Source organism: Parajatrophihabitans canadensis (genome assembly GCF_053764775.1).
Genome location: NZ_CM132445.1, coordinates 1,965,671 through 1,989,842, shown reverse-complemented (window position 1 = coordinate 1,989,842; position 24,172 = coordinate 1,965,671). Strand labels below are relative to the sequence as shown.

The following is a 24,172-nucleotide window of genomic DNA, read 5'->3' as shown; positions in this document are numbered from 1 at the left end:
CCAATGCGGCACGGAGAGTTAAGCACATGTTAAGTGCCGAGTCCATACACAAACTTAACGACAGCTGCGACGGCGCCCGATCCGCTGTCTCATCAGCAGCTCACGACCGGCAGCGGCGATGGATCGCCAACAACAATCCGATCGCCAGGCCCTGGGCGAACATCGATGACCCACCGTAGGAAACAAAGGGCAACGGCAGCCCGGTGACCGGAGTCAGACCGAGGTTCATGCCGATGTTCTGAAAGGTCTGAAAGCCGATCCAGCACACGATGCCCGCGGCGACCAGCCGTGCGGCGCCGGTGGCGGCACGCGCGATCCGTAGACCTCGCCACAACACGACGCCGAACAACGCGATGATGGCAGCAGAGCCGACGAACCCAAGTTCCTCGCCCGCCACCGAAAACACGAAATCTGTTTGCTGCTCGGGCACGAAAGCGCCGCTGGTCTGGGCGCCGTGGAAGAGACCCTGACCGAAAAAGCCGCCATGCGCGATCGCGATGTGGGCCTGGTTGATGTTGTACGCAACGCCCTGCGGATCCTTGCCGGGGTTGGTGAAAGCGGCGAACCGGGCGAGTTGGTAGTCGGCCAGGACGCCGGCCTTGATGGCAAAGAACGCACCGAACACAGCGACCGCGATCAATCCGATCAGCCAGCGCGCTCGCACACCCGCGGTGAGCAAAACGCCAAACGTCGCCGCGCAGATCACCAAGGCCGAACCCAGGTCGGGCTGCAACATGATCAACCCCAGCGGAAGGAGCGCGAGACCTAGCGCGACCCCGAGCTCCGAACCGGATGGCGGCTGACCGGCGGCCCGCCGATCGCTGCGTTGTCCGAACAGGACGGCCAAAGCGACTATGAGCCCGAGTTTCGCGAACTCTGCGGGCTGGATCTCGAAACCGCCTCCAATGACAATCCAGGCGTGTGCACCGTTGATCGTCGAGCCGATCACAAACACCGCGAGCAAACCGAGGATGCTCGCGACGTAGAGCAGGGGCCCGATCAGGCGTAGCAGCCGGGAATCGACGCGCGCCGCACAGAAAAGAAGCACTGCACCGAGGGCTGTATTGAGGAGATGCCTAGCCAGATAGGTCTGCGGGTTCGCACCGGCGTCGATCAAGCGGGTGCGGGTCGCGGACCACACCAGCAAAGCGCCGATCAGGCAAAGCAGGCCGACAGAGAGAATAAGAACCTTGTCATAGGGATTGACGCGTCGTGTGTCCGTGACCCGACGAAGACTCGCCCGCGGTGGCGGGGCCAGCGCAGTACTCATCGCTTGGGTGCCGGCGCACTGGAGGACACTTGGACTCTCGGCGCGATCTTCGGCATCTTGACCGCTGGCACTGCCCCCGGCAGAACCGCGCCAGCTCCAGTGCTTGGGTCGCCAAGCAGGCCTTCATACACTTTGCGCACCATCGGTGCCGCGGCGCTCGAGCCCAAACCAGCTTGTTCGACCATGCCTACGACCACGAATTTTGCGGTGCCGACCGCCGCTCCAGGCTGGACCGGCCCCCAAGAGGCGAACCAGGAGGTGTCTTGCTTGCCATAGACCTCGGCTGTCCCGGTCTTGCCGCCTATCAGGAGCTTGACCGGCGACCCGTCAAATGCCAAAGCCCCGGAGACCGAGTGGTTGTCCTCGAAATGCAAGGAGTCGCCGAAGAACTCCAACGTCTGCTTGCTGACCGGAACCTTGCGCACGACCTTCGGCGTGATCGTCTTGATCACCTTGCCCGATGCATCGACCACTCCCCAGCCAAGGGTCGGTGCATACAGCGTTCCGCCGTTGACCATGGCCGAATAGGCGGTCGCGAGCTGAAGTGGTGAGATAGTGGTTTCGCCCTGTCCGATCGCCATATCAGCGTTGTCGCCAGCCCGGTACCGGTACCCGTCCGTGCAGTTCTCCGATGCCAGCTGTGTCAAATAGGCCCGGGTCGTCGGGTCTTTCTCATCCGGATAACCCTTCTTGGCGTCCGCGCAGTACTCACCTTTGTTCGCGTTCCACCGCGCCAATCGGGTTTCGCGATCTGCCATACTCCCGCTGGCCTGCTCATCGGCGGGCAGGTCGATCTGCGGAGAACTTCCTACGCCGAAGGCGCTCGCCATCGCCTGAAGTTGCTCGAGAGGCTTTTGCCCAGCGGCGATTCGTGCCTCGTCCGAGTAGTACTCAGCCACCGCCGGGGCGTAGAAGAACGTGTCACAAGAAACCTGCAGTGCGAACTTCGGCGTAATCGATCCGCCGAAAGACTCCGAATCGAAGTTGGTCTTCGTACGGCCATCGACGTTGAGAGAGCCCGGACACGGGTATGTGCCGTCGGGCGTCATAGCCCCGGTCCCGAAGTCGTCGGACAGGCTGATCAGCTTGAACGTTGAGCCCGGTGCGTACTGGCCCGCGATCGCTCGCCCAACGAGCGGTGCATTCGCGCTCGGGTCAACGAGCTTCTGGTAGTCGGCGACCGAAATGCCGCCGACGAACTCCGACGGGTCGTAGGTCGGGTAGCTCGCCGCAGCGATTACCCGTCCGGTATGCGGATCCATCACGACCAGCGCTCCAGACGGTGCAGCATTGCCCTGCTTTCGCGAAGCCGCAATCTGATCCGACAATGACTTCTCCGCCAGGGCCTGCACATTGGAATCGATGCTGGTGACCAGAGTGCTACCGGGCTGAGCCGGCACTGAACCAGCATCACTCACAGCTTCGCCGGTGGCGTCAAGATTGACCTCTGTGGTGCCGTCGACTCCGCGGAGGACAGAATCGTAAGACTCCTCCAGGCCACTGCGCCCGATCGTGTCGGCGTCGGCGAGTTTTTTGTTCGCCTTCTGATCATCGGCGCTCACAGCACCGGTGTAGCCGAGCAGGTGGGCCGCCAAGGAGCCATCCGGATAATCGAGGACCGTCTGCGTCGTGACAGCGATTCCCGGAAAGTCTTCGGTGTGCTCCGAAACCGCCAGCACGACCGTCGTATCGATATCGGTGGCGACCGGCACGGGCTGATAAGGCTGGCCCGTCCAACACGGGGCCGGCACGCGCACACCGCAGGGCGTGATCTCCTTGGCCAGATCGGCAGCCTTCGTTCCGAGAATCGTTGCCAACCGATTGAGAACAGCCGCACCCTTGTCCGGAAGGGAAAGCAGTTTTGACCGATCTACGGTCAGCACATGAGTCGATCGATTGCCGACCAGTAGCCGTCCTCGCGAGTCCACAATCTCACCCCGCGCAGCAGGCACCACGATGCTGCCGACGTGAGTCAGACCAGCGGACTGCTGGGGTTTGTTCTGATCGAGCATCTGGACGAACGCCAACCTGGCGAGCAACGTCACCAACAGTGAAGCCACCAGCAAGCCCAGTACCGAAATCCGTGCCCGATGAGCGTTCGCCCGATACGAACGAGTCCGAAACGAATTCGACGAGAACGAGCGACTGCGAGCCCGCCCAGGCCAAAACCGTCTAGTTGGCGACATAGCGCCCGACCAGCTCTGCAGTGGGACGGTCGGCCCGAATGCCCTGTGCACGCAGCATCGCCCGCACAGCTGGTACGACTGCCAGGCCCAGCAGGGCATCGGTCAGCACCACGGGCACGAACAACCGAACGGCGAGTCCGAAACTGGCGTCGTGCGAACCAAGTACCGCTAGCACCAAGCCGACCGCAAGGCCTGCGAACCCAGCGATGAGAGCAGCCATCGCAGCCACCGCGCGGGTACGGTAACCGCGCTCAACCGCCAAGCCGCCAAGGACGCCTGCTGCCACGCCGGCGCCCATCCAGCACAACGCCTGCACGCCTGCTGGATGGGCGGATCCGAGATCAGCAAGCAGGCCCGTACAGAAACCGAGACCCAAGCCCACTCCGGGCCCCGCATAGATCGCGACGACGACAACCAGTAGGACGGGCAGGGAAACTGGCACCGGAAACGTCAGCGGGCCGACCAGAGTCGCTTGCAGCAGGAGTGCCGTCAGCACCGTGGCGACTGCCGAGATCAATCTCGTCACCGGTCGGCCCCGTTACCAATTGGAGGGCGCACGGCGTCAGAGTGCCCGGTGAGCACGATGCCCAGCAGATCGAGCCCTGTTTGGGGGGCCGTAGGGCGAACAGTCGTCTTAACGGTCCCGTCGGTGGACGTCGTCACCGAGGTGACAACACCGATTTCCAATCCCCCGACGAAGGTCGTGTCCCCCGCCGGGCCGGTAACGAGATGGTCGCCCACCTTCACGCTGGTGCCGTCGTCGAGAAGCCCTGCGCTCATCCCGTGAGAACCGTTCCCCTTTGCGAGCAACAGCGCACCCGAACGGGAGTCACGAGCGCCGACGCCGAACGTGGGGTCGGCCGCGAGTAGAACAACAGCACTCGTCGGGTAGACGGCTACGACACGGCCCGTCAGCCCAAAGCCGTCGGTGACCGTCTGACCGACCGAGACCTTCTCACGACTGCCTACATCGACGGTCACGGTCCATTCGAATCCGGCACCCGGCCCGGTGGCGATGACCCGCGCCGGCATGACGCTCCAGCCGGCGGCGTCAGCCTGCAACTGCAGTGTCTGCAATCGTCTTGCGGTAGCGCCGTCAACAGATTGAGCCGCCACCTGACGCCTGAGATCAGTGTTTTGTTGTTTGAGCTTCGCGATCTCGGTGCGGTCGGAGCCGACATCGGGAATCCCTTGAATGAAACGGCGAACCGGACCGATCACTGAGTCGGTTCCTCGATACAGCGATCCAAGCGCCCCGGTGGTTCCGGTACGTGAACCGCCCAGCGAGCCACCGGCAAAATCAAGGCTGATGAACAGCAACGCCACAGCCGTCAAAATTGCCGCACCGATCGTCTGTCGGCGAGTGAGCCTGCGCATGGACTATTCCCGACAGCCCGGTTAGCGCCGATGCCCGTCGACGACCACCTTGTGGAGAGTCTCGAATTGCTCGACAACGGTGGCCGTACCCAGCACCACGGAATCCAAAGGCCGTTCGGCGACGAGGACGGGGATACCGATCTCATGCTGCAGCCGAGCATCGAGGCCCCTGAGCAGAGCCCCTCCACCGGTGAGGACGATCCCACGCGTGACCAGGTCACCAGCGAGTTCAGGCGGGCAGCGATCGAGTGTTGCCCGCACAGCACCGACGATCCGGTTGATCGGTGGGTTCATAGCGTGCCTGAGTTCGTCTGCCGACACGGCCACGTTGCGCGGCAGCCCCGAGGCGATATCGCGGCCCCGAATTTCGGCCCGCACAGGGCCCGCGATCGGGAACGCAGAGCCGATCGAAATCTTCAGCTCCTCAGCCGTTCGTTCGCCGATCAGCATCGAAAATTCGGCACGGACGTGTTCAACGATCGCCCGATCGAGTGCATCGCCGGCGACGCGGAGACTCGTGCTCGACACGATGCCGGCGAGAGCAATCACGGCTACTTCGGTCGTCCCGCCGCCGATATCAACGATCATCGAGCCCGATGCTTGGCTTACCGGTAATCCGGCTCCGATCGCGGCGGCCATCGGCTCGGAAATAATGTGCACGCGGCGGGCGCCCGCGGCGTACGCCGATTCGCTCACCGCGCGTTGCTCTACCGAGGTGATGCCGCTCGGCACGCAGACGACCACTCGAGGTCCGGTGAACGCTCGCCGGCCAATCACCTTGCGGACGAAATACCGAAGCATCTCGGCGGTGATGTCGTAATCAGCAATGACGCCGTCCTGCAAAGGGCGAACCGCTCTGATGTGCCCAGGCGTGCGCCCGATCATCCGCTTCGCCTCAGTACCGACCGCGACTACTGCCTTGGTAGTCGTATCAACCGCTACGACCGAAGGCTCGTTGAGCATGATGCCGCGGCCACGTGCGTACACAAGGGTATTCGCGGTACCGAGGTCGACCGCCAGGTCACCGCCGAGCAGGTCGCCGCCAAGCAGCGACATCGGGGTGAAGGCCATGAGAACTCTGCTACCTCATCTTTGGTTCACGGTGGGCCGTGATGCCCGTGTTACTCGTGTGAATATCAAAGATGATCGTATGTTGCGACTGCCAATATCACGGTCGCGACTCGCCGCACCGAACTCGCTGGTAACTAAGAAAGATCGACCCTGTTCTCAGGCTTCGGCCGGGAACCACAGAGCAATCTCCCGAGCTGCCGACGCTTCGGAATCCGAACCGTGGACAAGATTCTGTTGGACCTTCAACCCCCAGTCCCGCCCGAGGTCACCGCGAATCGTGCCCGGTAGCGCGGCGGTGGGATCGGTAGCGCCAGCTAGCGCACGGAATCCCTCGATCACGCGATGGCCTTCGGCGACGAGGGCGACCACTGGGCCTGAGGACATGAATTCGACCAGCGGCTCGTAGAAGGGTTTTCCGACGTGTTCGGCGTAATGCTGCGACAGCAGGTCGGCGTCAGCCAGCCGGTGCTGCAATGCGACGAGTCGGTAACCCTTACGCTCGACGCGCGACAACACCTCGCCGATCAGATTCCGGGCTACGCCGTCCGGCTTGACGAGAATCAGCGTGCGCTCGATGGTTTCAGAGGTCGGCTCAGCCGCAGTTTGAGTCACCGAGCCAGAGTATCGGCCCGACGAACGGCGAGCGGATCAGGGACCTGGATCTGGATCTGGATCTGGATCTGGATCTGCTCAGGACACCAGCATGCGCCACCCCGCCGGGGTGCCGACGAGCTGATGCCGGGTCTGCAGTAGGTAGCCCCAAATGCCAAGGAAGAAGACCACTACGACGGCAAAAATCGGCACCAGGACGATCACCGCTGCCAGCAAGACCTGCAAGGCAGACCCAAGGCCGATTCCCCAGGGCCTTCGCAGTAAGAATCCAGCGCCGACGAGGAGGACGGCCAGACCGATCAGTAGCCCGGTTTTCGTACCTGAGAGGCCTTGCGAGGTTTGAGCGATTGTTCGTGGGACAAGAAGGACGACGAATGCCTCTAGGCACAGAATGGCCGCCATGCCGCCGCGGGTAGCTCGGTTGGCCTTCAACCTGCGAGCTTCCCAGTCCTCCTCGGTCGGCTCCCAATCCGCGTCATCGGGTACAGCCTGATCTGGAGCACCCTTTTCCTTCGGTTCACTGCCCTCGGTCACGTCCGGTTACCACCGAGCAGGGTACGAGCTTCCCCAGCGGTGACGACCGAACCGGTTACCAGGACGCCTGCGCCGACCACCAAGCCGTCTGCACCTTCTTCGGCCAGTTCGATCGCCCGCTCGATCGCATCGTCGAGCCGGGGCTCCACCGTTACCCGATCCGCACCGAAGACGTCGACCGCAATTGCCGCGAGATCATCGACACCCATCGTCCGCGGCGAGGCGTTCTCGCTCACCACGATCTGATCCAGAACCGGCTCGAGCACGTCCAGACAGGCTCGGACATCCTTGTCGGCGAGCATGGCGACGACTCCGATCAACTGTCGAAAATCGAACCCCTCGTCCAGCGCTTGCACGGTAGCGATCATGCCCGCCGGATTGTGGCTGGCATCGACGAGCACTGTCGGTGCCGAACGCAGCGCCTCGAGACGGCCGGGAGCGGTGACTGCGGCGAAGGCAGCTCGAACTATGTCCAGGTCGATCGGACCAGATTCCGCTCCCGCGCCGAAGAAGGCCTCGACGGCTGCCAGCGCGCATGCCGCGTTCTGAGCTTGGTACGCACCGTGCAAGGGAAGGAACACGTCGTCGTACTCGCCACCGAGGCCCTGCAAGGTCAGCATCTGCCCACCGACGGCGACGCGTCGATCGAGAACGCCGAACTCGAGACCCTCCCTTGCAACCGCCGCTTGCACTTGCGCAGCACGCTTCAGCAACTCCGCTGCAGCCTCGTTAGGCTGCGCCGCAAGGATGGCCGAGGCGCCCTCGTGGATGATGCCGGCTTTCTCGGTGGCGATCTCGGCGACCGTGTCACCCAGGTAGGCGGTGTGATCCAGTCCGATGGGAGTCACCACCGCCACGGGCGAGTCGAGCACGTTCGTCGCATCCCATGTCCCACCCATGCCCACCTCTACGACAGCCACGTCGACGGGCGTATCGGCGAAGATCGCGAACGCCAGCCCGGTTATCGCTTCGAAGAAGGTCATCTTGATGTCTGCGCGCTCGTCCACGAGATCGAGGAACGGCGTGATCTCCCCGACCGCGTCGGCGAAGGCGCCATCGCTTACGGGCGAGCCGTCGATGACGATACGTTCCGTCATTTCGGACAGATGCGGACTTGTGTAGCGCCCGGTACGAAGGCCGAAGCCGCGAAGCAGTTCCTCGATCATGCGGGCTGTCGAAGTCTTGCCGTTCGTCCCGGTGATATGAATCGAGCGATAGGCCTTCTGTGGCTGACCGAGAAGGTCCATCAACATCTCGATCCGGTCTCGCGACGGGCTGATCTTCGCCTCACCCCAGCGGCTGAGCAGCAACTGCTCGGCTGCCTGACGACGAGACCGATCCGACTGTGCTCTACTTGCTGAGGCGGATTCCACGGGAGTCCATCCTACGGGCGCGGACGGCGTCAAGCGGCACGCGTCGCGCAAGCCATGCAATGCGGGCCCTGAGCAGGCAGCCCTTCGGCTAATCCCTGGATACCGCGACGCGCCACCGCCAGCTGTTCTTATCCAGTCGTCAACAGTCCCGCTGCCTGGCGGCCGGCCTCGGCGATCAATGGTTCGGAACACGACAGCAGTCTCAAACAGCCTTCGGACACTGTCGGCGCAAGGTCCGTGGTGTCGAGTGCAGAGTTGCTTCTGATCGATATTACGCTTTCAGCAAAAGCAAAAACCAGCTCGGTGGCCACGCGGAGCGATGTGGCCTGGGTGAAGACTCCAGTTCTGATTCCCGCTGCTATGCGTCTGCCGTAGGCATCTCGGAGCCGATTGCGGTCGCGGCGAAATTCGGCAAACCGCTCGGCGCGCAGCTCGGGCAACTGATACAGCGCCCCCGCGTTCGAGGACCCCCCGGCAAGCAGCGTGACGTCGAAGTGCGCGAGTGCATATAGCTGAACCTGAGCAGAGTGGCCCGACCGGGCAATCCTCGTAGCAAAGGCCAGCGATGGTTCGACCGTACCGGCGAGCAGCCCGGCAAGGATGTCTTCTTTGCACGCAAAGTGGTAGTAGAGCGAAGCCTGCTTGATCCCAACCGCCAGAGCAATGCTGCGCGTCGAGGTCGCAGCGTAGCCGTTTTCCGAGAAGAGCTGGGCCGCCGCTTCGAGAATCTCCTCGCGGGCGGACAGGCCCTCCCGACGACTCGGAATCAGTCGAGCCCTGCCCACTGCTGAGGTCGTGGTACTCACAGTTCCCGAACGTACACGCGTTGGTAAGGGGATGAATGCCGCACACTCCCCCACTTCCCCAGCGGACCTGTACTTCGAAACGCAGTGTTTACGAAAGTGCATCCTGCCGTCACTACCGGCTCCTTACTGTCTGTCTATCGAATGACAGGTATTCGAACCAGCAGCAACCTGTCGACCGACAGGTATCGCGACGAAAGGTGGTCCAGTGACGTCTGCGCCATCGTCTGCGCTCTCCACGACACAATCAAGAAGCGAACCCGAGCAGGTTGACCGGATCGCCGACATCAGCGGGCTACACGTCACCTTTCAGCGCGATGGCAAATCTATCCATGCGCTGCGCGGAGTCGATCTGCAGATACGTCCCGGCGAGATTCTGGGTCTGGTCGGGGAGTCGGGTTCAGGCAAAAGCGTGCTCGGGCTGGCGCTGCTCGGACTGCTCCCGGGCCATCCGCACACCGAAGGTTCGGTGCGGGTGCGCGGTACCGACATGTTGGCAGGATCAGCCGCTGCGCACCGCCAGGTCCGCCGGCTCGATCTGGGAGCGGTATTTCAGGATCCGATGACCTCGCTGAATCCGACCATGAAGGTCGGCAAGCAGCTCATCGAAGCCACCGGGAGCGCCGAGGAAGCCGAACGCCTGCTTGCGGCGGTCGGAGTGCCCGAACCGGGCCGCAGAATGTCGAGCTTCCCCCATGAACTCTCCGGCGGTCTGCGGCAACGCGTGATGATCGCAATGGCAGTGGCCGGCAATCCAGGGCTCGTCATCGCCGACGAACCAACCACTGCCCTCGATGTCACCGTGCAGGCCCAGGTGCTGGCCCTGCTGAGCACCTTGCGGGATGAGATCGGGTGCAGCGTTCTGCTGATCACACACGATCTCGGTGTTGCGGCCCAGATCGCTGACCGCGTCGCCGTCATGTATGCCGGACGGCTCGCGGAGTTGGGCCCGACCCGCGACGTGCTCGGCGCGGCGGCTCATCCGTACACGCTTGGCTTGATGCGCTCCCGGTTGTCATTGACGGCCGACCGGCACCGTCCGCTACCGGCCTTGGCCGGTGAGGTACCCAGTCCGGTGACGCCGCTGCCCGGGTGTGCTTTCGCACCCCGGTGCGTCGTGTCGGTCGACGATTGCCGGGCTGTCCTGCCAGCGCTGGTCAGCATCACCGACGAACACTCGAGAGCATGCATCCGCTCCGCACAAACCGTCCGGTCAGGTGCCTCAGCCGACGCCGGGCCGGGCGAGTCGATCGAACCAGCAGCAAAACAACGCTCCTCGTCGACGCACGCCGAGCCGGTCGTCGTCGTCCAAGATGTGGTGAAGACGTTCGCCGTCGGATCCGGCTGGCGGCGCGGCCGAGGTGGTGGCCTGCGGGCATTGCGCCGGGTGTCCTTGACCATCGGCGCCGGTGAATCAGTAGCTCTCGTCGGCGAGAGCGGTTCGGGCAAGTCCACCTTGCTTCGGGTCATCGCCGGTTTGGAAACCCACGATGGCGGGTCGGTGACCTTGTCCGGCGGTCACCGACCGCAGATGGTCTTCCAGGACGCCGGAGCGTCGCTGACGCCGTGGATGAACGTCGGCGAACTGATCGGTGAGCGCTTGCGGCGAGCCCAAGGACTCACGTTGTCCAGAGCTGAGCGTCAGGATCGGGTGATCGCCGCACTCAAAGAGGTGGGCCTACCCGCAGAGGCGGCTCGCGCACGGGCCAGCCAGCTCTCAGGCGGGCAACGACAGCGGGTTTCGCTTGCGCGCGCGACCGTCATCCCGCCTGCGCTGCTGCTCTGTGACGAGCCCACCAGTGCCCTCGATGTCTCCCTGGCCGCGTCGGTTCTGAATCTGATCGCCGACCTCCGCAGGCGGCTGAACATGTCAGTGTTGTTCGTAACGCATGACCTCTCGGTCGCCAGGGTCGTCGCCGATCGGATAGCGGTCATGTATCTCGGCAGGATCGTCGAGATCGGCGATGCGGAGGAGATCACGTCCCGCCCGGCGCATCCGTACACCCAGACGTTGGTCGCCTCGATTCCGGATGTCGGTCGCAAGCCGCCTGCGCTGAAGGGTGAACCAGCAAGTCCGCTCAGACCGCCGGAGGGCTGTGCGTTTCATCCACGATGTCCGATAGCCATCGAGGCCTGTAGCCAGCCAACGCTGGAGGTCCGGCTTACCGCCCGTCCAGGCGGGACCCGCCAGGTCGCTTGTACCGAAACTGAGGTGGTCTGAGGTGGTCGTTGTCGACCCCGCGCTCGAGCTGCGACCGGTACGAACCCGCCGGGCGCCCGTTCTGCCAAGAAATAGTCACCGTTACCTGAACTACGCTGGCGCCAGCCTCGTCGTGATCGTCACCTTGGTCGCCCTGCTCGCGCCGATCATCGCACCGCATGATCCGCTCCAGCCGGTCGGGATTCCCTTTCAGAAACCAGGCCATGGTGGATTTCTGCTGGGGAGCGACAGCATTGGTCGTGACATCCTGAGCCGCGTCCTGTACGGCATGCGAGCGAGCTGGTTCGCGGCCTTGGCCGTGGTGGCCATCGGAATGCTCTTCGGTGGACTCATCGGGCTCATCGCCGGCGCTGCGGGCGGTTGGCTGGACAACCTGCTCATGCGCGTGACCGACGCATTTCTGTCCCTGCCCGCGCCTGTTCTCGCCATCGCCGTCGTGGCCGCCCTCGGCCCAGGCTTCATCCACACGCTGATCGCTGTGTCCATCGTGTGGTGGCCGTTCTACGCCCGAATCGTGCGCGGTGAAATCCGGAATCTGGCAGCTCGGCCGCATATAGAGGCCGCAAAACTCTCGGGAACGTCTCGACTACGGGTCGCCTTCAGACATCTGCTGCCTGGCGCCATCCCAGCGGCAATCGTGACCGCCAGCCTGGATATTGGCAACCTGATACTCACCCTGGCGGGCTTGTCTTTTCTCGGGCTGGGTCAATCAGCGCCAGCCCCCGAGCTCGGTGCCGACAGTGCACGCAATCTCAGCTACCTCTTGCAGTACTGGTGGGTTCCGGTCATGCCTGGACTCGCGGTGATGGTACTCGCGCTCGTGGGCAACATCGCTGGAGACAGCGTTCGCAACCTCCTCGATGGACGCAGGTAATCGGATGATTTCGCTGCTGTACAAACGCCTTATCGCGATGTTCGCGATCATCATCGTCCTCGCTGCGGTGATTTTCTACTTACAACACATCTCGCCGCTCGATCCGGTGCATGCTCAGCTGGGTGCACAGGCCTCGGCCTCGGCGGTGGCGGAACGCCGTCACGAATTGGGCCTTGACCGTCCGATCTCTGTGCAGTTCTGGAACTATCTCAAAGGCCTTGCACACGGAGACCTCGGGACCTCTTACCGAACACGTCGGCCGGTCACGACCGACTTGGGCAAGTACCTGCCGGCGACTCTGGAACTTACCCTCGCGGGATTGATCATCGCGATCTTCCTCGCAATGCTGCTGGCGTTCGGCACCATCCTCAAGTGGCCAGGTTCACGATTGTTCCGTGCGATTCTCATGGTTGGGGCCTCCACGCCAACGTTCCTGCTCGCCATCGCCGGGATCATCATCTTCTACCAGAAGTTGGGGTGGCTGCCCGCAAGCGGTCGAACCGGACTGAACAATGTGCCGACAGGTCCAACGCGGCTGCTTGTCGTGGACGGAGTCCTGCACGGGCAGCTATCGGTGAGCACCGACGCCATCAAGCACCTGTTCCTTCCGGCCTTGGCTATCGCGTTGGGACCGGCGGTGTCGATCGGTCGGGTACTGCGGTCGAGCCTGTTGGCGGACCTGCACAGCGACTACGCCCGTACGGCCAGAGCGAAGGGCCTGTCCGAACTGGGCGTGCTGCGCAAGCACGTCCTGCGCAATGCACTCGGGGCCGCGCTGTCGATGACAGGTCTGCAGGTTGGTTTGATGTTTGCCGGTGTCCTTGTTGTAGAACAAGTATTCGGCTGGCCCGGGATCGGACAGTACGTAGCCCAAAGCATCCCGGTTGCTGACTTTCCGGCCATCGCCGGTGTAACGCTGATGCTCGGCGTCGCGTACATCGTCATCAACACCGCAGTGGATATTTTGCAGGCCGTCGCCGACCCGCGGATCAACGCCTGACATGACGACGGATTACGAAAGCTCGGCAAAGTCGCTTCACGATCGCCAGTTGCGGATCACCCCGCCCAGATTCCGGAAAGCAGTTGAGAATGCCTAAACAGCCCTTGTTCGTCGGCAATCCCGTATTGGTAGTGGTCGACATCCAGCAGAGCGGCGCCCTGCCGGCGGAGGAGATGGGCATTGTTCATATGCCTGGTCACGCGGACCGAGTAACGAAAGCGGCGCGCCTGATAGCTGCCGCTCGAGAGGCACGTGTTCCGGTGGTCTACTTCCAAGAAGTTCACCGACCGAGTGGTGTCGATTTCGGGCGCGAACTCGACGGCGCTGAGGGGCCACACTGCATCGATGGCGCGCCAGGTACCGCAATGGAGTTTGAACCACGAGCCGACGAGTTCCACATAGTCAAACGACGCTATTCGGGTTTCATCGGCACGGAGTTCGAGATCGTCCTTCGCGGCCTGCGTGCCAGCACCCTCATCCTCATCGGAGGGTTGACCGACGTCTGCGTCCATTACACCTTTGCCGACGCGCATCAACGCGACTACTACGTACGGGTCGTCGAGGACTGCGTGGGCGGATCAAGCCAAGCAAGGCACGAAGCATCGCTGGATGCGATGGAGTACCTACAGGCGGGGGCCCGCCGAACGACCGCTGAGATCGTCGACGCTCTCGGTGTATTTGCACAATCCAATAACTCGAACGAACTTCTGGGGGTCTGATATGGCTGGGAAAGTATTTCATCGGGGCAGCCGCCGGGCCCTTGTCGGCGTGGCCGCCGGCGTGACCGCGATCCTCTCGCTCGCGGCATGTGGCGGGGGCTCCTCCCCGTCTAGCAGCGGTCCAGCCAATGCAGCACCGACTGACAAGACACTGAAGCTGTCCTTCCTTCAAGATCCTGGCCAGCCGCCAGATCCGGACATCTTCTATGCCGGCCAAGGACTGTTGCTGACCACCAATCTCTACGAGGGCCTGCTCACCTACAAGACGGGCACAGCCACACCGACAATCGAGCCAGCGCTCGCGACCAGTTGGACGGAGTCGCCTGACCACAAGAAATTCACCTTTGTCTTGCGCAAGGGTGTGACCTTCCACGATGGAACGCCCTTCACCTCGGCAGCAATCAAGGCATCCTTCGACCGACGACTCGCAGTCAATCAGGGGCCGGCCTATATGGTCGCCGACGTCGCTTCGGTGACCACTCAAGGCGATTATGCTGCGACGATCACCCTCAAACACAGCAACGCGACCTTCCTTGCCTACCTCGCGGCCGCCTACGGACCGAAGATGATGAGCCCGACGGCCCTCGCGGCTAACGCAGGCACCGACCACGATCAGAAGTACCTGACCACTCATGACATCGGGACCGGCGCCTACACGCTTACCGATGCGCAGGTGGGTGATCACTACACACTGAAGTCCTATCCAAAATACTGGGGCGCGCAGCCGTATTTCACCGAAGTCGACCTACCAGTGATCACCGATTCCTCAACGCAGCAGCTGCAGTTCAACAACGGCCAGTTGGCGGCAATCCTGCACGACCTGCCGTCTTCGGCAGTTTCTTCTTACCTCAGCAGTAAGAAGTACTCGAACTACACGCTTCCGACGATGATGTCTGACTATCTGTACGTAAATCCGCACAAGCCCTTGGAGAGCAGCCAGGCCAACCGGGTCGCCCTGCTTCAGGCCATCGACGTAGACGCTCTGGTCAAGCAAGCCTATTTCGGCCGCGGGACGAAGGCCACCCAGGTCTACCCGGCAAACATGATGGCAAGCCAGTTCGCCCAGCAAGGCATCACCTATGACCCCTCGGCCTTGAAGTCCATCGTGTCCTCGCTTCCGTCGGACCAGAAAACAATCACGATTGGTTACGACTCGTCATCACCGGACAACCAGTTGGTTGCGAACCTGATGTCTGCCCAGTATGCAGCCGTCGGACTGACCGCCAAGGTTCAGAGTTACCCGACATCGCAGATCTTCGGCTGGGTAAGCGACGTGAAGGGAGCGCCCGACATGCTGGCAACCCTCGGTTGGCCTGATGCGCCGCCGCCTTACACCTGGGCGCACATCAGCTTCGACAAGGACGCCGGCTTGAACTACCTGCAGTGCTCCGACCCGGCGACCAGCGCGCTGATCGCGCAAGGCGCCCTGACCGGATCCGACGAGACATTCTCCGAAGCCGCGCAGAGTGCGTCCAAGACGGGATGTTGGATGAACCTCGTCAACGTATCGGACTTCGTGGTCGCCCAGACCTGGTTGAAGGGTGTTGAGAACGCTCACACGGTGTCCAACCCGAATACGCTGATTCTCGCGAACCTGTCGGCCGGATGAGACCGGACGCCGAGCAAGTCGAGAGGAGCGGTTGAGTATGGGTAACGGCGTGCGACGGATTGTGTTGTTGACACTGGGATGGGAGGACTTGCCGAGAGCTGTTTCGATTCACGGCGCACCTGCATCTGAGCGGATGCGCGAGCCAGCGCCAGGGGTGCTGCTTCAGGTCGACGGCGGCTGGCTACTCCTCGATACCGGGTTCAACACCGCGCTCATCCGTGACCCGGCGCTGTACCGGAGGTACTACCCGAGCATCGAGTACGTACCGGTACTGCCGGGAGACGGCGAACCCATCGTCGAAGCGTTGGACGAAGTGGGAATCGATATCGCAGACATACACGCGGTTGCGCTGAGTCACTTGCATCACGATCACGCCGGCGGTCTCAAACTGTTCGCCGGCCAGGTGCCCGTCCATGCTCAGCGCAGGGAGTTGGAATACGGAATGTCCAACCATCCCGAACCCGAACACCATGCGATGGCTCGGGTGGACTACGACGATCCGCGTATCGACTGGCGACTCGCCGAGGGCGAAGCCAAGATCGCTCCGGGGGTGACGGCCGTACCGACCTACGGCCACACCCCCGGGCACCAGAGCTTCATGGTCGAACTCGATGAGTCTGTCGGCGGCGGTGGATTCGTATTTGCCTTCGATGCCGCTGACCTGACTGAGAATATCGAGCAGGAGCTGGCAATCGGGGGTTTCATCGACGTCGATCCTGAAGACACGATTGAGCCCATTCGCAAACTGAAGAAGATCGCGGCCGAACGCGACTTCACGTTGGTGCCTGGCCACGATCCCGTGGTGTGGCCCCGGCTGACCCGCGAATTTCAGACTCGGTTCCCGACCGAGTGATCGAGCTGGACCTGCTCGTGCGGGCTCCGCGCGCAATCGTCGACGGCGCGGAGCAAGCGGTCGACGTAGGCATAGCCGACGGCAGAATTGCCTGTGTCCAACCGTGGGGCACGGTGTCCGCTGCCGGCCTATGTCACGAACTCGACGAAGACGTAGTGCTGCTGCCCGGCTTCGTCGACTCGCACGTGCACATAAACGACCCGGGCCACAGCGACTGGGAGAGTTTCGCCTCGGCGACGATGGCAGCGGCAGCGGCGGGGTTGACGACCCTGGTCGATATGCCGCTGGACAGCGTGCCGGTAACGACCACGCCGGCCGCATTGAGAGCCAAGCGATTGGCCGCAACGGGCCAATGTCGAGTCGATGTCGGGTTCTGGGCTGGCGCGGTACCCGAGAATCTCGGTTCGCTGGATCGGCTGCACAACGCTGGTGTCCTTGGTTTCAAGGCTTTCCTGACAGACTCGGGTACAGCTGATTTCGCTCCGCTGTCCAATGATCAGCTCACCTCGGCCATGTCCGAGATTGCCGGGCTCGGCAGCCGCATCCTCGTCCACGCCGAAAGCGATGAAGAGCTCTCCTGCTATCAGCGCCCGTCCGGCCGTAGTTATCAATCGTTTCTCGATTCGCGCCCGAACCCGGTCGAGGATCGTGCCGTGTCCACGGTCATTGAGGCAGCGAGACAGACCGGTGCCCGAGCCCATATCGTCCACCTTTCCAGCGCAAGCGCACTACCGCTGCTTGCAGTCGCACGGCGCGAGGGTGACGTTCTGGTGACCGCCGAGACCTGTCCGCACTACCTGAGCTTGTCCGCAGCGGAGGTGCCGGACGGGGCGACGGAATTTGCAGCTTGCCCACCGATCCGCGACAACGACAATCAGGAGTTGCTCTGGCAGGCCCTCGCAAACGGGCTGATCGACACCGTGGTCTCAGATCATTCGCCTTGCAGTGTCGAGTTGAAACACCTCGGGACCGGGGATTTCGGCTTGGCCTGGGCTGGCATCAGTTCTCTGCAACTCGGGCCGTCGCGGGTCTGGACATCGGCAAGCGCCCGAGGTTTCGCGCTCACGGACCTAGTGCGCTGGATGTCCAGCGGGCCTGCTTCCTGCGCCGGATTGCAGAACAAGGGAAGCCTTGCGGTGGGAGGCGATGCCGATTTCGTGGTGTTCGACCCGGACGCCGAGTTCGTCGTCGATGCTGCCCGACTGCACCATCGGCAAGCCATAACACCCTACGCAGGGCAGAAGCTGCGCGGTCGGGCCCGCGCTACCTGGCTTCGCGGACGATGTGTCTTCAGCCTGGAAAACACCCCCGAGCGGAATCACGGCATCGATTCGGCATCCGGACCGCCTATCGGCCGGCTGCTGAATCGCGATGATCAGATCGAATGAGCAGCAGCGGGCGCGATAGGAGTAAGCGATGCAGATCCTCGTGGTGAATCCGAACACGTCGGCCGCGATGACTCAAGACATAGCCAAGGCGGCGGCAGCTGCCGCCGCACCGAATACCACGATTCTTGCGGTACAGCCCTTCTTCGGCCCGGCCGCGATCGACTCGGCCATGGAAAGCTATCTCTCCGCCGTGGCGGTCATGGATCGAATACTTGCCGTCACAGAGCCCTATGACGCTGTGGTGATGGCGGGTTTTGGTGAGCATGGCCGAGACGCTGTGGCGGAGCTGCTTACGGTGCCTGTCCTCGACATCGCCGAAAGCTCAGCGCATGTCGCCTTGATGCTCGGACGGAACTATGCCGTGGTCACGACCTTGCAGCGATCGGTTGCGGCCATCACCGACCGCCTAGAGGCCGCAGGATTGGCCGGAAGGTGCGTGTCCATCAGGTCTTGCGGTCTGAGTACGGCTGCGGTTGAAAAGGATCCGGATGCGGCGATGGCTGCCATCATCGAGCAGGCCGAGATCGCCGTTTCGTATGATCATGCCGAGGTAATCTGCCTCGGTTGCGGTGGCATGGCCGGCTTGGCCGAAGCCATAACGAACCGGTTGGGCGTACCCGTCGTAGACGGAGTGGCGGCTGGCGTACGTCTGGCAGAGGCTCTCGTTGGCCTGGGCCTGAGCACGAGCAAGGTATGTACTTACGCCTCGCCTCCTGGCAACCCGGTCAGTGGTTGGCCACTCTCGGCTGCGCTCGGCCTGCCGATGGCGAAGCTGGTCTCGGGCGATGCCGGGTGAACAGCGATCCCGTTGCGAACGCTGTGGATTTGGCGTCCAGATGGTTCGGATCAAGCGTTCTCGAGGCCAGCGATGAGTCCTTTGGCTTGAAGGAGAGCCTGCTCACACCCGGGCCAGCCGCTTTCGAGGCCGGCAACTACGACCACCGAGGCGAGATCGTCGATGGATGGGAGACCCGTCGACGGCGGATCCCGGGACACGATTGGGCGCTAATTCGGTTGGGGGCTGCTGGGCGGATCGAATACGTCGATATCGACACGAGCCACTTCACTGGCAACTATCCGACCCACTGCTGGGTGGAAGCCTGCGCGATGCCGGGCTACCCAAGTGTGGCTGAGCTGACTGAGCCGTCAGTGCCGTGGGTCTGCATCGTGCCGCCGGCTCGCCTGGTAGGCGATGCTCACAACTACTTTGAAGTGAGCGATCAACGTCGATTCACCCATGTCCGGCTGTCTATTGATCCGGACGGCGGCGTGGCGCGAATGCGCGTGCTCGGCACCGTACTGCCCGATCCACGGGAATGGCAGCACCTCACAGTCGAGCTGTCCTGCGTCGAGCAAGGTGGCCGCGTTGTGTGGTCCAGCGATGACTTCTACACGCCGGCTCAGGTGCTCATCCAGCCCGACCGCGCGAGAAACATGGGCGAGGGTTGGGAAACGCGCCGCCGCCGTGACGACGGCCACGACAGCGCCGTCATCGTCCTGGCAGCGGCAGGCAACCTGCACATGTTCGAGGCAGACACGACACACTTCAAATACAACGCCTCGGCCGAAATAGCGCTCTTCGGCGCCACCGCGAAGGAGTTTGTCCAACTCCAGTCAGACCTTGCTTCGACAGCCGGTTGGCACCCGCTACTCGGACGAACACCTTTGCAGCCCGACACCCGGCACAGGTTCCGGCTCGATCCCGACGTCGCCGCGGAAATTGCCGCGGTCCGGATTGAAACCTATCCCGACGGAGGCCTGTCGCGAGTCAGGGTGCTCGGAACACCTACTCCCGAGGCGATCCGCGCGGCCACGCTCAAACTGCAGTCAGCGAGCTGACCCTTTTGCGTCCCAAGTGTGGCGTTCATGCCTGTCTATCGACTGACAGGTCGCCTGACTGACGCGTTTTTAGTTGTTACCGCAGGGTAAAATGAGCCGACCAAGCTGCTCGCGGCCGCTTTCAGCTGGCACACTGGCCACGTGATCGCGAACCGGATGTTCATGTTGCACTACGGAACGGAACTGGTGCACAAGTCATTGTCCGTCCTCGGCGGCGGCGATCATGTTATTGCAACCCCGATCTATGGCGCCTTGATCGAGACCAGCGACGGATTGGTGCTTCTGGACAGCGGGATCAACGCCCGAGCGCTCAGCAATGCGTCTTTGCTCACAGAGATATACGGTGCCCAGATGCACCCTTGGGGTCCGGAAGGCAATCCCCTGGAGGTCGCGCTGGCGTCAATTGGCTTCAGCGTTGCCGATATCAGCCTGGCCGCGATCAGCCACCTGCACCTGGACCACAGCGGAGGAATCCCGTTGCTCGCCGCAGCAGGAGTCCCGGTAGTAATCCAAGAACGTGAACTGGAGTACGGTCGCCAGCGAGCGGCCCAGGGCTCCGAGCGGTCGGTGGCATTTTTCGCCGACGATTACCTACGGCCGGACATCATCTTCAAGACGGTCAGCGGTGACGCAGAGTTGGCGCCGGGAGTATTCACGGTGTCGACGCCTGGACATACCCCAGGGCATATGTCTTTTCGAGTGGACCTGGCTGACACAGGAACGTGGTTGTTCGCAGCCGACGCCGCTGACCTCGGCGAAAACCTGCTAGAACGGATCCCCTGCGGTTCGGTTGCTGAGCCTGAAGACGCGGAGAAGGCCAGGCGCTCGATACATCATCTGATGGACGAAGGTCTGCGACTGGACGCCCGCGTAGTGCCGGGACACGATTCGGTGTTCTGGAAAGCGGTCTGGCACCCACGGGATGGCCACCGCTGAGCACCGTAGCGGTGAGCCAACTGCACCTTGCCGTTGGCGAGGTCGCGGCCAATCGCGCGGCAGCCAGCACCGCGATCGAGCAAGCCGCACTGGCCGGGGCCGAGCTGGTTGTCCTCCCGGAACTCACCCAATCCGGTTACGTCTTTGTCGACAAGGCAGAAGCCCGCAACCTGGCCGAGCCCGTTGTGGGTCCGACGGTGAGCGAGTGGTGTCAGGCAAGCGCGCGCCATGGGGTGATCGTCGTCGGTGGGTTTTGCGAGCTGGGATCGGACGGCGAGCTCTACAACAGCGCGGTCTTGATCGAGGACGGCTCGGTGAAGGCGCTCTATCGTAAGGCTCACCTCTGGGGCACCGAGAACGAGATCTTTCGTGCCGGCAACGAGCCGCCTCCGGTGGTCTCCACGGCCGTCGGACGGGTGGGCATCATGGTTTGCTATGACCTGGAATTTCCGGAATGGACGCGGATGGCGGGGCTGGCCGGAGCCGACCTCCTTGCCGCGCCGGTGAACTGGCCACTCGGTGACGCACCGCTGCGGCCGAGCAGAACAGACCGGATCGAAACCATCAAGGTGCAGGCGGCGGCCGCCGTCAACAGGATGTACGTCCTGGTTGCCGACCGTTGCGGCTCAGAGCGGGGCGTCGACTGGGTCGGGGGCACCGTCATCGTCGATCCGGACGGGTATCTGCTGACCGACGCGGCGGCTTCGGGCAGAGTTGATCTGTTGACAGCCGAAGTCGACTACGCCTCGGCCAGGGACAAACGGCTCGGAGCGCACAATGACGTCTTCACCGATCGACGGTCGGAGCTCTACGAGCTTGTAGCCGAGTCAGCAATGTCAAACGAGGGCCGTCACCGAACGCTATAGGGCGTCCAAGGCGGCCTTGATCCGATCGATATCGGCCGCCGCCACCGCGTTACGCTCGCGAATACCGGACACAACATCGTCGGGCGCCTTGGCAAGGAAGCTCTGGTTTCCCAGCTTCTTGGCGGTCTGATCAAGGTCCTTCCTGGCAACTGTGAGGTCGCGGTTGAGCCGAGCCCGCTCGGCGTCCTTGTCGATTGCAGTCGACAGATCAAGATCGATCTGGACGCCGGCGGCGGTCGTCAAGGAGGCCGTGGGAGTAAAGCTCAGACCGGGTTCCTCCAGGCGCAGCAAGGTTCGGATCTCCGGCTCATGCCCGGCGAGACCAGTGAATCGCGCTGGAATCTTCGCTGATGGTTTGACACCCTGATCGCTGCGGAACCGGCGTACCTCCAAAACAACGGCCTGCAGCGCCTCGATTGGCTGCTCGGCTGCCCTGTCCACACGCTCTGGGTCCGCAACGGGCCATTGGGCGATGACCAGGCTCTCCCCGCCCGTCAGGTCGGTCCACAAAGTTTCGGTGACAAACGGAATGAGGGGGTGGAGCAACTTCAGCAGGCCATCGAAGACTTCGCCGAGAACTCGCCGGGTGGTCCGCGCACGTCCCGGTTCAGCGACCACCGCATCACCGCCGAGCGATACCTTCGCGAGCTCGAGATACCAGTCACAGACCTCGTCCCACGCAAAGTGGTAGAGAACGTCCGAGATCTTCGCGAACTCGAAATCGGCGTAGAGCGAATCGACCTCTGCGATCACCGCGTTCAGCCGGGAGATGATCCACGCGTCCGCGCCCGTCAGTTCGGCAGGTAGCTCACCCTCGGTCGTCGCGCCGTTGATCAGCGCGAATCTGGTGGCGTTCCACAGCTTGTTGCAAAAGTTGCGAGACCCGGTGACCGCCTCTTCGCCCAACGGCATGTCAGTGCCCGGATTGGCTCCGCGGGCAAGGGTGAAACGCAGCGCGTCGGTGCCGTACCGATCCATCCATTCGATGGGATCGACGCCATTACCGCGCGTCTTTGACATCTTCTTGCCGAATTGGTCGCGCACCATGCCGTGCAGGGCAATGGTGTGAAACGGCACGGCCTGGTCCTCGGTTTCGTCCTTCATGGCATACAGACCGAACATCATCATTCGCACTACCCAGAAAAACAGGATGTCGTACCCCGTCACGAGCACCGAGGTCGGGTAGAACTTCGCTAGATCTGCGGTCTTCTCGGGCCAACCCAAAGTCGAGAATGGCCATAGTCCGGAGGAGAACCAGGTGTCGAGAACGTCTTCGTCCTGACGCCAGCCAGCCGCCTCGCTCGGTACCTCGTCGTCAGGTCCGACACACGTCATCTCGCCGTTTGGCCCGTACCAAACCGGAATCCGGTGACCCCACCACAGCTGCCGCGAGATACACCAATCGTGCAGGTTATCGGTCCACTGGAGGTAGCGAGGCGCCATCTCGGGAGGACTGATCCGGACCGACCCGTCCCGTACCGCGTTCCCGGCCGCCTCTGCGAGCGGAGCAACCTTGACGAACCACTGCAAGCTGAGCCGCGGCTCGATGGGCTCCCGCGAACGTTCTGAGTGGCCCACCGAATGCAGATACGGCCGCTTCTCGGCGACGATACGGCCCTGCTCGCGTAATCTCTCGCGCACTGCTGTTCGCGCCTCGAACCGATCTAGGCCATCAAACTCGGTTCCGGTGCCCTCGATACGGCCCTGCTCGTCCATCACGGTAAGCATCGCCAGCTGATGGCGTTGCCCTATCTCGAAGTCGTTGGGGTCGTGAGCCGGAGTCACTTTCACCGCGCCGGTACCGAAGGCCGGATCTACGTGGGAGTCAGCGATGATCGGGATCGTCCTGCCCGTCAAGGGCAATTCGATCTCAGTGCCGACAAGATTCGTATACCGCGGATCGTCTGGATGGACGGCAACCGCAGTGTCACCCAGCATCGTCTCGACCCGCGTGGTCGCCACCACGATGTGGGGTTCATCGTCTCGCAGAGAGCCGTATCGCATCGAGACCAATTCGCCCTCGACATCTTCGTGGATCACTTCTGCGTCTGAGAGCACCGACCGAAGGTCTGGAGACCAATTGACCAACCGCTCAGCGCGGTAGATCAAACCGTCCTCGTAAAGCCGCTTGAACATGGTCTGGACCGCCCTGGAAAGGCCCTCGTCCATGGTGAAGCGCTCTCGCGTCCAGTCAACGCTGTCGCCGAGGCGTCGCATCTGGGCGAGAATCGCTCCGCCGTTCTCTTCCTTCCATTCCCAAACCCGGTCGACGAAGGCCTGCCGGCCGAGTTCGCGCCGGTTCGTGCCCTCCAGTGCGAGCGCTCGCTCGACCAGCGCATGCACGGCGATGCTCGCGTGGTCCATGCCCGGAAGCCAGAGTGTTTCGTAGCCTTGCATCCTGGCACGGCGGATGAGCGCGTCGATGAGGGTGTGCTCGAAGGCGTGCCCGATGTGCAGGCTGCCAGTCACATTCGGAGGGGGTATCACGATGGTGAAGGGGGGTTTTTCTGAGGTGGCATCCGCGGTGAAGTAACCACGCTCGACCCAGCGCTGATACAGCGATGCTTCTACCTCCGCCGGCGCGTACGCGGTCGGCAGTTCGGTCTTGGCAGCGTCTGGGCTTGCGGAATCGGTCACCCTT

Annotated in this window: 21 protein-coding genes; 11 read left to right on the top strand and 10 right to left on the bottom strand. The window is 62.7% G+C overall.

Annotation, left to right across the window (positions count from 1 at the left end; translation table 11 throughout):
• Window positions 1-100: 100 nt before the first annotated feature.
• The 9 genes from rodA to ACSMXN_RS09780 all read right to left on the bottom strand — a co-directional run bounded on the left by rodA (window position 101) and on the right by ACSMXN_RS09780 (window position 9,229).
• Window positions 101-1,270 (bottom strand): rod shape-determining protein RodA, encoded by a 1,170-nt coding sequence (gene rodA, locus ACSMXN_RS09820; RefSeq protein ID WP_022911686.1) that lies wholly within the window; start codon window positions 1,268-1,270, stop codon window positions 101-103.
• Complete coding sequence (locus ACSMXN_RS09815; protein ID WP_051148726.1) at window positions 1,267-3,330, bottom strand: penicillin-binding transpeptidase domain-containing protein; 2,064 nt, start codon at window positions 3,328-3,330, stop codon at window positions 1,267-1,269. The genes rodA and ACSMXN_RS09815 overlap by 4 nt, the downstream gene beginning before the upstream one ends.
• A gap of 112 nt (window positions 3,331-3,442) precedes the next feature.
• Complete coding sequence (gene mreD, locus ACSMXN_RS09810) at window positions 3,443-3,982, bottom strand: rod shape-determining protein MreD (RefSeq protein WP_022911684.1); 540 nt, start codon at window positions 3,980-3,982, stop codon at window positions 3,443-3,445.
• Window positions 3,979-4,833 carry a rod shape-determining protein MreC gene (gene mreC / locus ACSMXN_RS09805; protein WP_022911683.1) on the bottom strand — a complete coding sequence of 285 codons (855 nt, stop codon included), beginning with the start codon at window positions 4,831-4,833 and terminating at the stop codon, window positions 3,979-3,981. The genes mreD and mreC overlap by 4 nt, the downstream gene beginning before the upstream one ends.
• A gap of 21 nt (window positions 4,834-4,854) precedes the next feature.
• The gene (gene mreB, locus ACSMXN_RS09800) at window positions 4,855-5,904 is read right to left on the bottom strand and encodes a rod shape-determining protein MreB (protein WP_022911682.1); all 1,050 of its coding nucleotides are present in this window, start codon (window positions 5,902-5,904) and stop codon (window positions 4,855-4,857) included.
• Window positions 5,905-6,060: 156 nt separating this feature from the next.
• Window positions 6,061-6,516 carry a nucleoside-diphosphate kinase gene (gene ndk, locus ACSMXN_RS09795; RefSeq protein WP_022911681.1) on the bottom strand — a complete coding sequence of 152 codons (456 nt, stop codon included), beginning with the start codon at window positions 6,514-6,516 and terminating at the stop codon, window positions 6,061-6,063.
• Between the two features lie 78 nt (window positions 6,517-6,594).
• A complete protein-coding gene (locus ACSMXN_RS09790) occupies window positions 6,595-7,050 on the bottom strand; it encodes a DUF4233 domain-containing protein (protein WP_022911680.1) in 456 nt (151 codons plus the stop codon).
• Complete coding sequence (locus ACSMXN_RS09785) at window positions 7,047-8,423, bottom strand: bifunctional folylpolyglutamate synthase/dihydrofolate synthase (RefSeq protein WP_022911679.1); 1,377 nt, start codon at window positions 8,421-8,423, stop codon at window positions 7,047-7,049. The genes ACSMXN_RS09790 and ACSMXN_RS09785 overlap by 4 nt, the downstream gene beginning before the upstream one ends.
• Window positions 8,424-8,551: 128 nt before the next feature.
• Entirely contained in the window at window positions 8,552-9,229 is a 678-nt protein-coding gene (locus tag ACSMXN_RS09780; protein ID WP_035942311.1) for a TetR/AcrR family transcriptional regulator, read from the bottom strand.
• Between the two features lie 205 nt (window positions 9,230-9,434).
• Here ACSMXN_RS09780 and ACSMXN_RS09775 point away from each other — a divergent pair, with 205 nt between their 5' ends.
• The 11 genes from ACSMXN_RS09775 to ACSMXN_RS09725 all read left to right on the top strand — a co-directional run bounded on the left by ACSMXN_RS09775 (window position 9,435) and on the right by ACSMXN_RS09725 (window position 21,531).
• Window positions 9,435-11,447 (top strand): ABC transporter ATP-binding protein, encoded by a 2,013-nt coding sequence (locus ACSMXN_RS09775; protein ID WP_022911677.1) that lies wholly within the window; start codon window positions 9,435-9,437, stop codon window positions 11,445-11,447.
• Window position 11,448: 1 nt separating this feature from the next.
• A complete protein-coding gene (locus tag ACSMXN_RS09770; protein ID WP_022911676.1) occupies window positions 11,449-12,321 on the top strand; it encodes an ABC transporter permease in 873 nt (290 codons plus the stop codon).
• Window positions 12,308-13,321, top strand: coding sequence for an ABC transporter permease subunit (locus ACSMXN_RS09765; protein ID WP_022911675.1), 1,014 nt, complete (start codon window positions 12,308-12,310; stop codon window positions 13,319-13,321). Before ACSMXN_RS09770 ends, ACSMXN_RS09765 begins: the two co-directional genes overlap by 14 nt.
• Window positions 13,322-13,410: 89 nt before the next feature.
• Entirely contained in the window at window positions 13,411-14,040 is a 630-nt protein-coding gene (locus ACSMXN_RS09760) for a cysteine hydrolase (protein WP_022911674.1), read from the top strand.
• A gap of 1 nt (window position 14,041) precedes the next feature.
• The gene (locus ACSMXN_RS09755) at window positions 14,042-15,649 is read left to right on the top strand and encodes an ABC transporter substrate-binding protein (RefSeq protein ID WP_022911673.1); all 1,608 of its coding nucleotides are present in this window, start codon (window positions 14,042-14,044) and stop codon (window positions 15,647-15,649) included.
• Between the two features lie 37 nt (window positions 15,650-15,686).
• On the top strand, window positions 15,687-16,502 hold the full coding sequence (locus tag ACSMXN_RS09750; protein ID WP_022911672.1) for an N-acyl homoserine lactonase family protein: 816 nt from the start codon (window positions 15,687-15,689) through the stop codon (window positions 16,500-16,502).
• Between the two features lie 5 nt (window positions 16,503-16,507).
• Window positions 16,508-17,890 carry an allantoinase AllB gene (allB, locus tag ACSMXN_RS09745; protein ID WP_027139013.1) on the top strand — a complete coding sequence of 461 codons (1,383 nt, stop codon included), beginning with the start codon at window positions 16,508-16,510 and terminating at the stop codon, window positions 17,888-17,890.
• Between the two features lie 28 nt (window positions 17,891-17,918).
• Window positions 17,919-18,686: an aspartate/glutamate racemase family protein gene (locus ACSMXN_RS09740; protein ID WP_022911670.1), complete on the top strand. Its 768-nt coding sequence runs from the start codon at window positions 17,919-17,921 to the stop codon at window positions 18,684-18,686.
• Window positions 18,683-19,729 carry an allantoicase gene (alc, locus tag ACSMXN_RS09735; protein ID WP_022911669.1) on the top strand — a complete coding sequence of 349 codons (1,047 nt, stop codon included), beginning with the start codon at window positions 18,683-18,685 and terminating at the stop codon, window positions 19,727-19,729. Before ACSMXN_RS09740 ends, alc begins: the two co-directional genes overlap by 4 nt.
• Window positions 19,730-19,870: 141 nt before the next feature.
• The gene (locus ACSMXN_RS09730) at window positions 19,871-20,665 is read left to right on the top strand and encodes an N-acyl homoserine lactonase family protein (protein ID WP_022911668.1); all 795 of its coding nucleotides are present in this window, start codon (window positions 19,871-19,873) and stop codon (window positions 20,663-20,665) included.
• Between the two features lie 11 nt (window positions 20,666-20,676).
• On the top strand, window positions 20,677-21,531 hold the full coding sequence (locus tag ACSMXN_RS09725; protein ID WP_022911667.1) for a nitrilase-related carbon-nitrogen hydrolase: 855 nt from the start codon (window positions 20,677-20,679) through the stop codon (window positions 21,529-21,531).
• On the opposite strand, the gene ACSMXN_RS09720 is transcribed toward ACSMXN_RS09725, so the two are convergent.
• Entirely contained in the window at window positions 21,526-24,168 is a 2,643-nt protein-coding gene (locus ACSMXN_RS09720; protein WP_022911666.1) for a valine--tRNA ligase, read from the bottom strand. The two genes, ACSMXN_RS09725 and ACSMXN_RS09720, sit on opposite strands and share 6 nt — an antisense overlap.
• Between the last annotated feature and the right edge of the window lie 4 nt (window positions 24,169-24,172).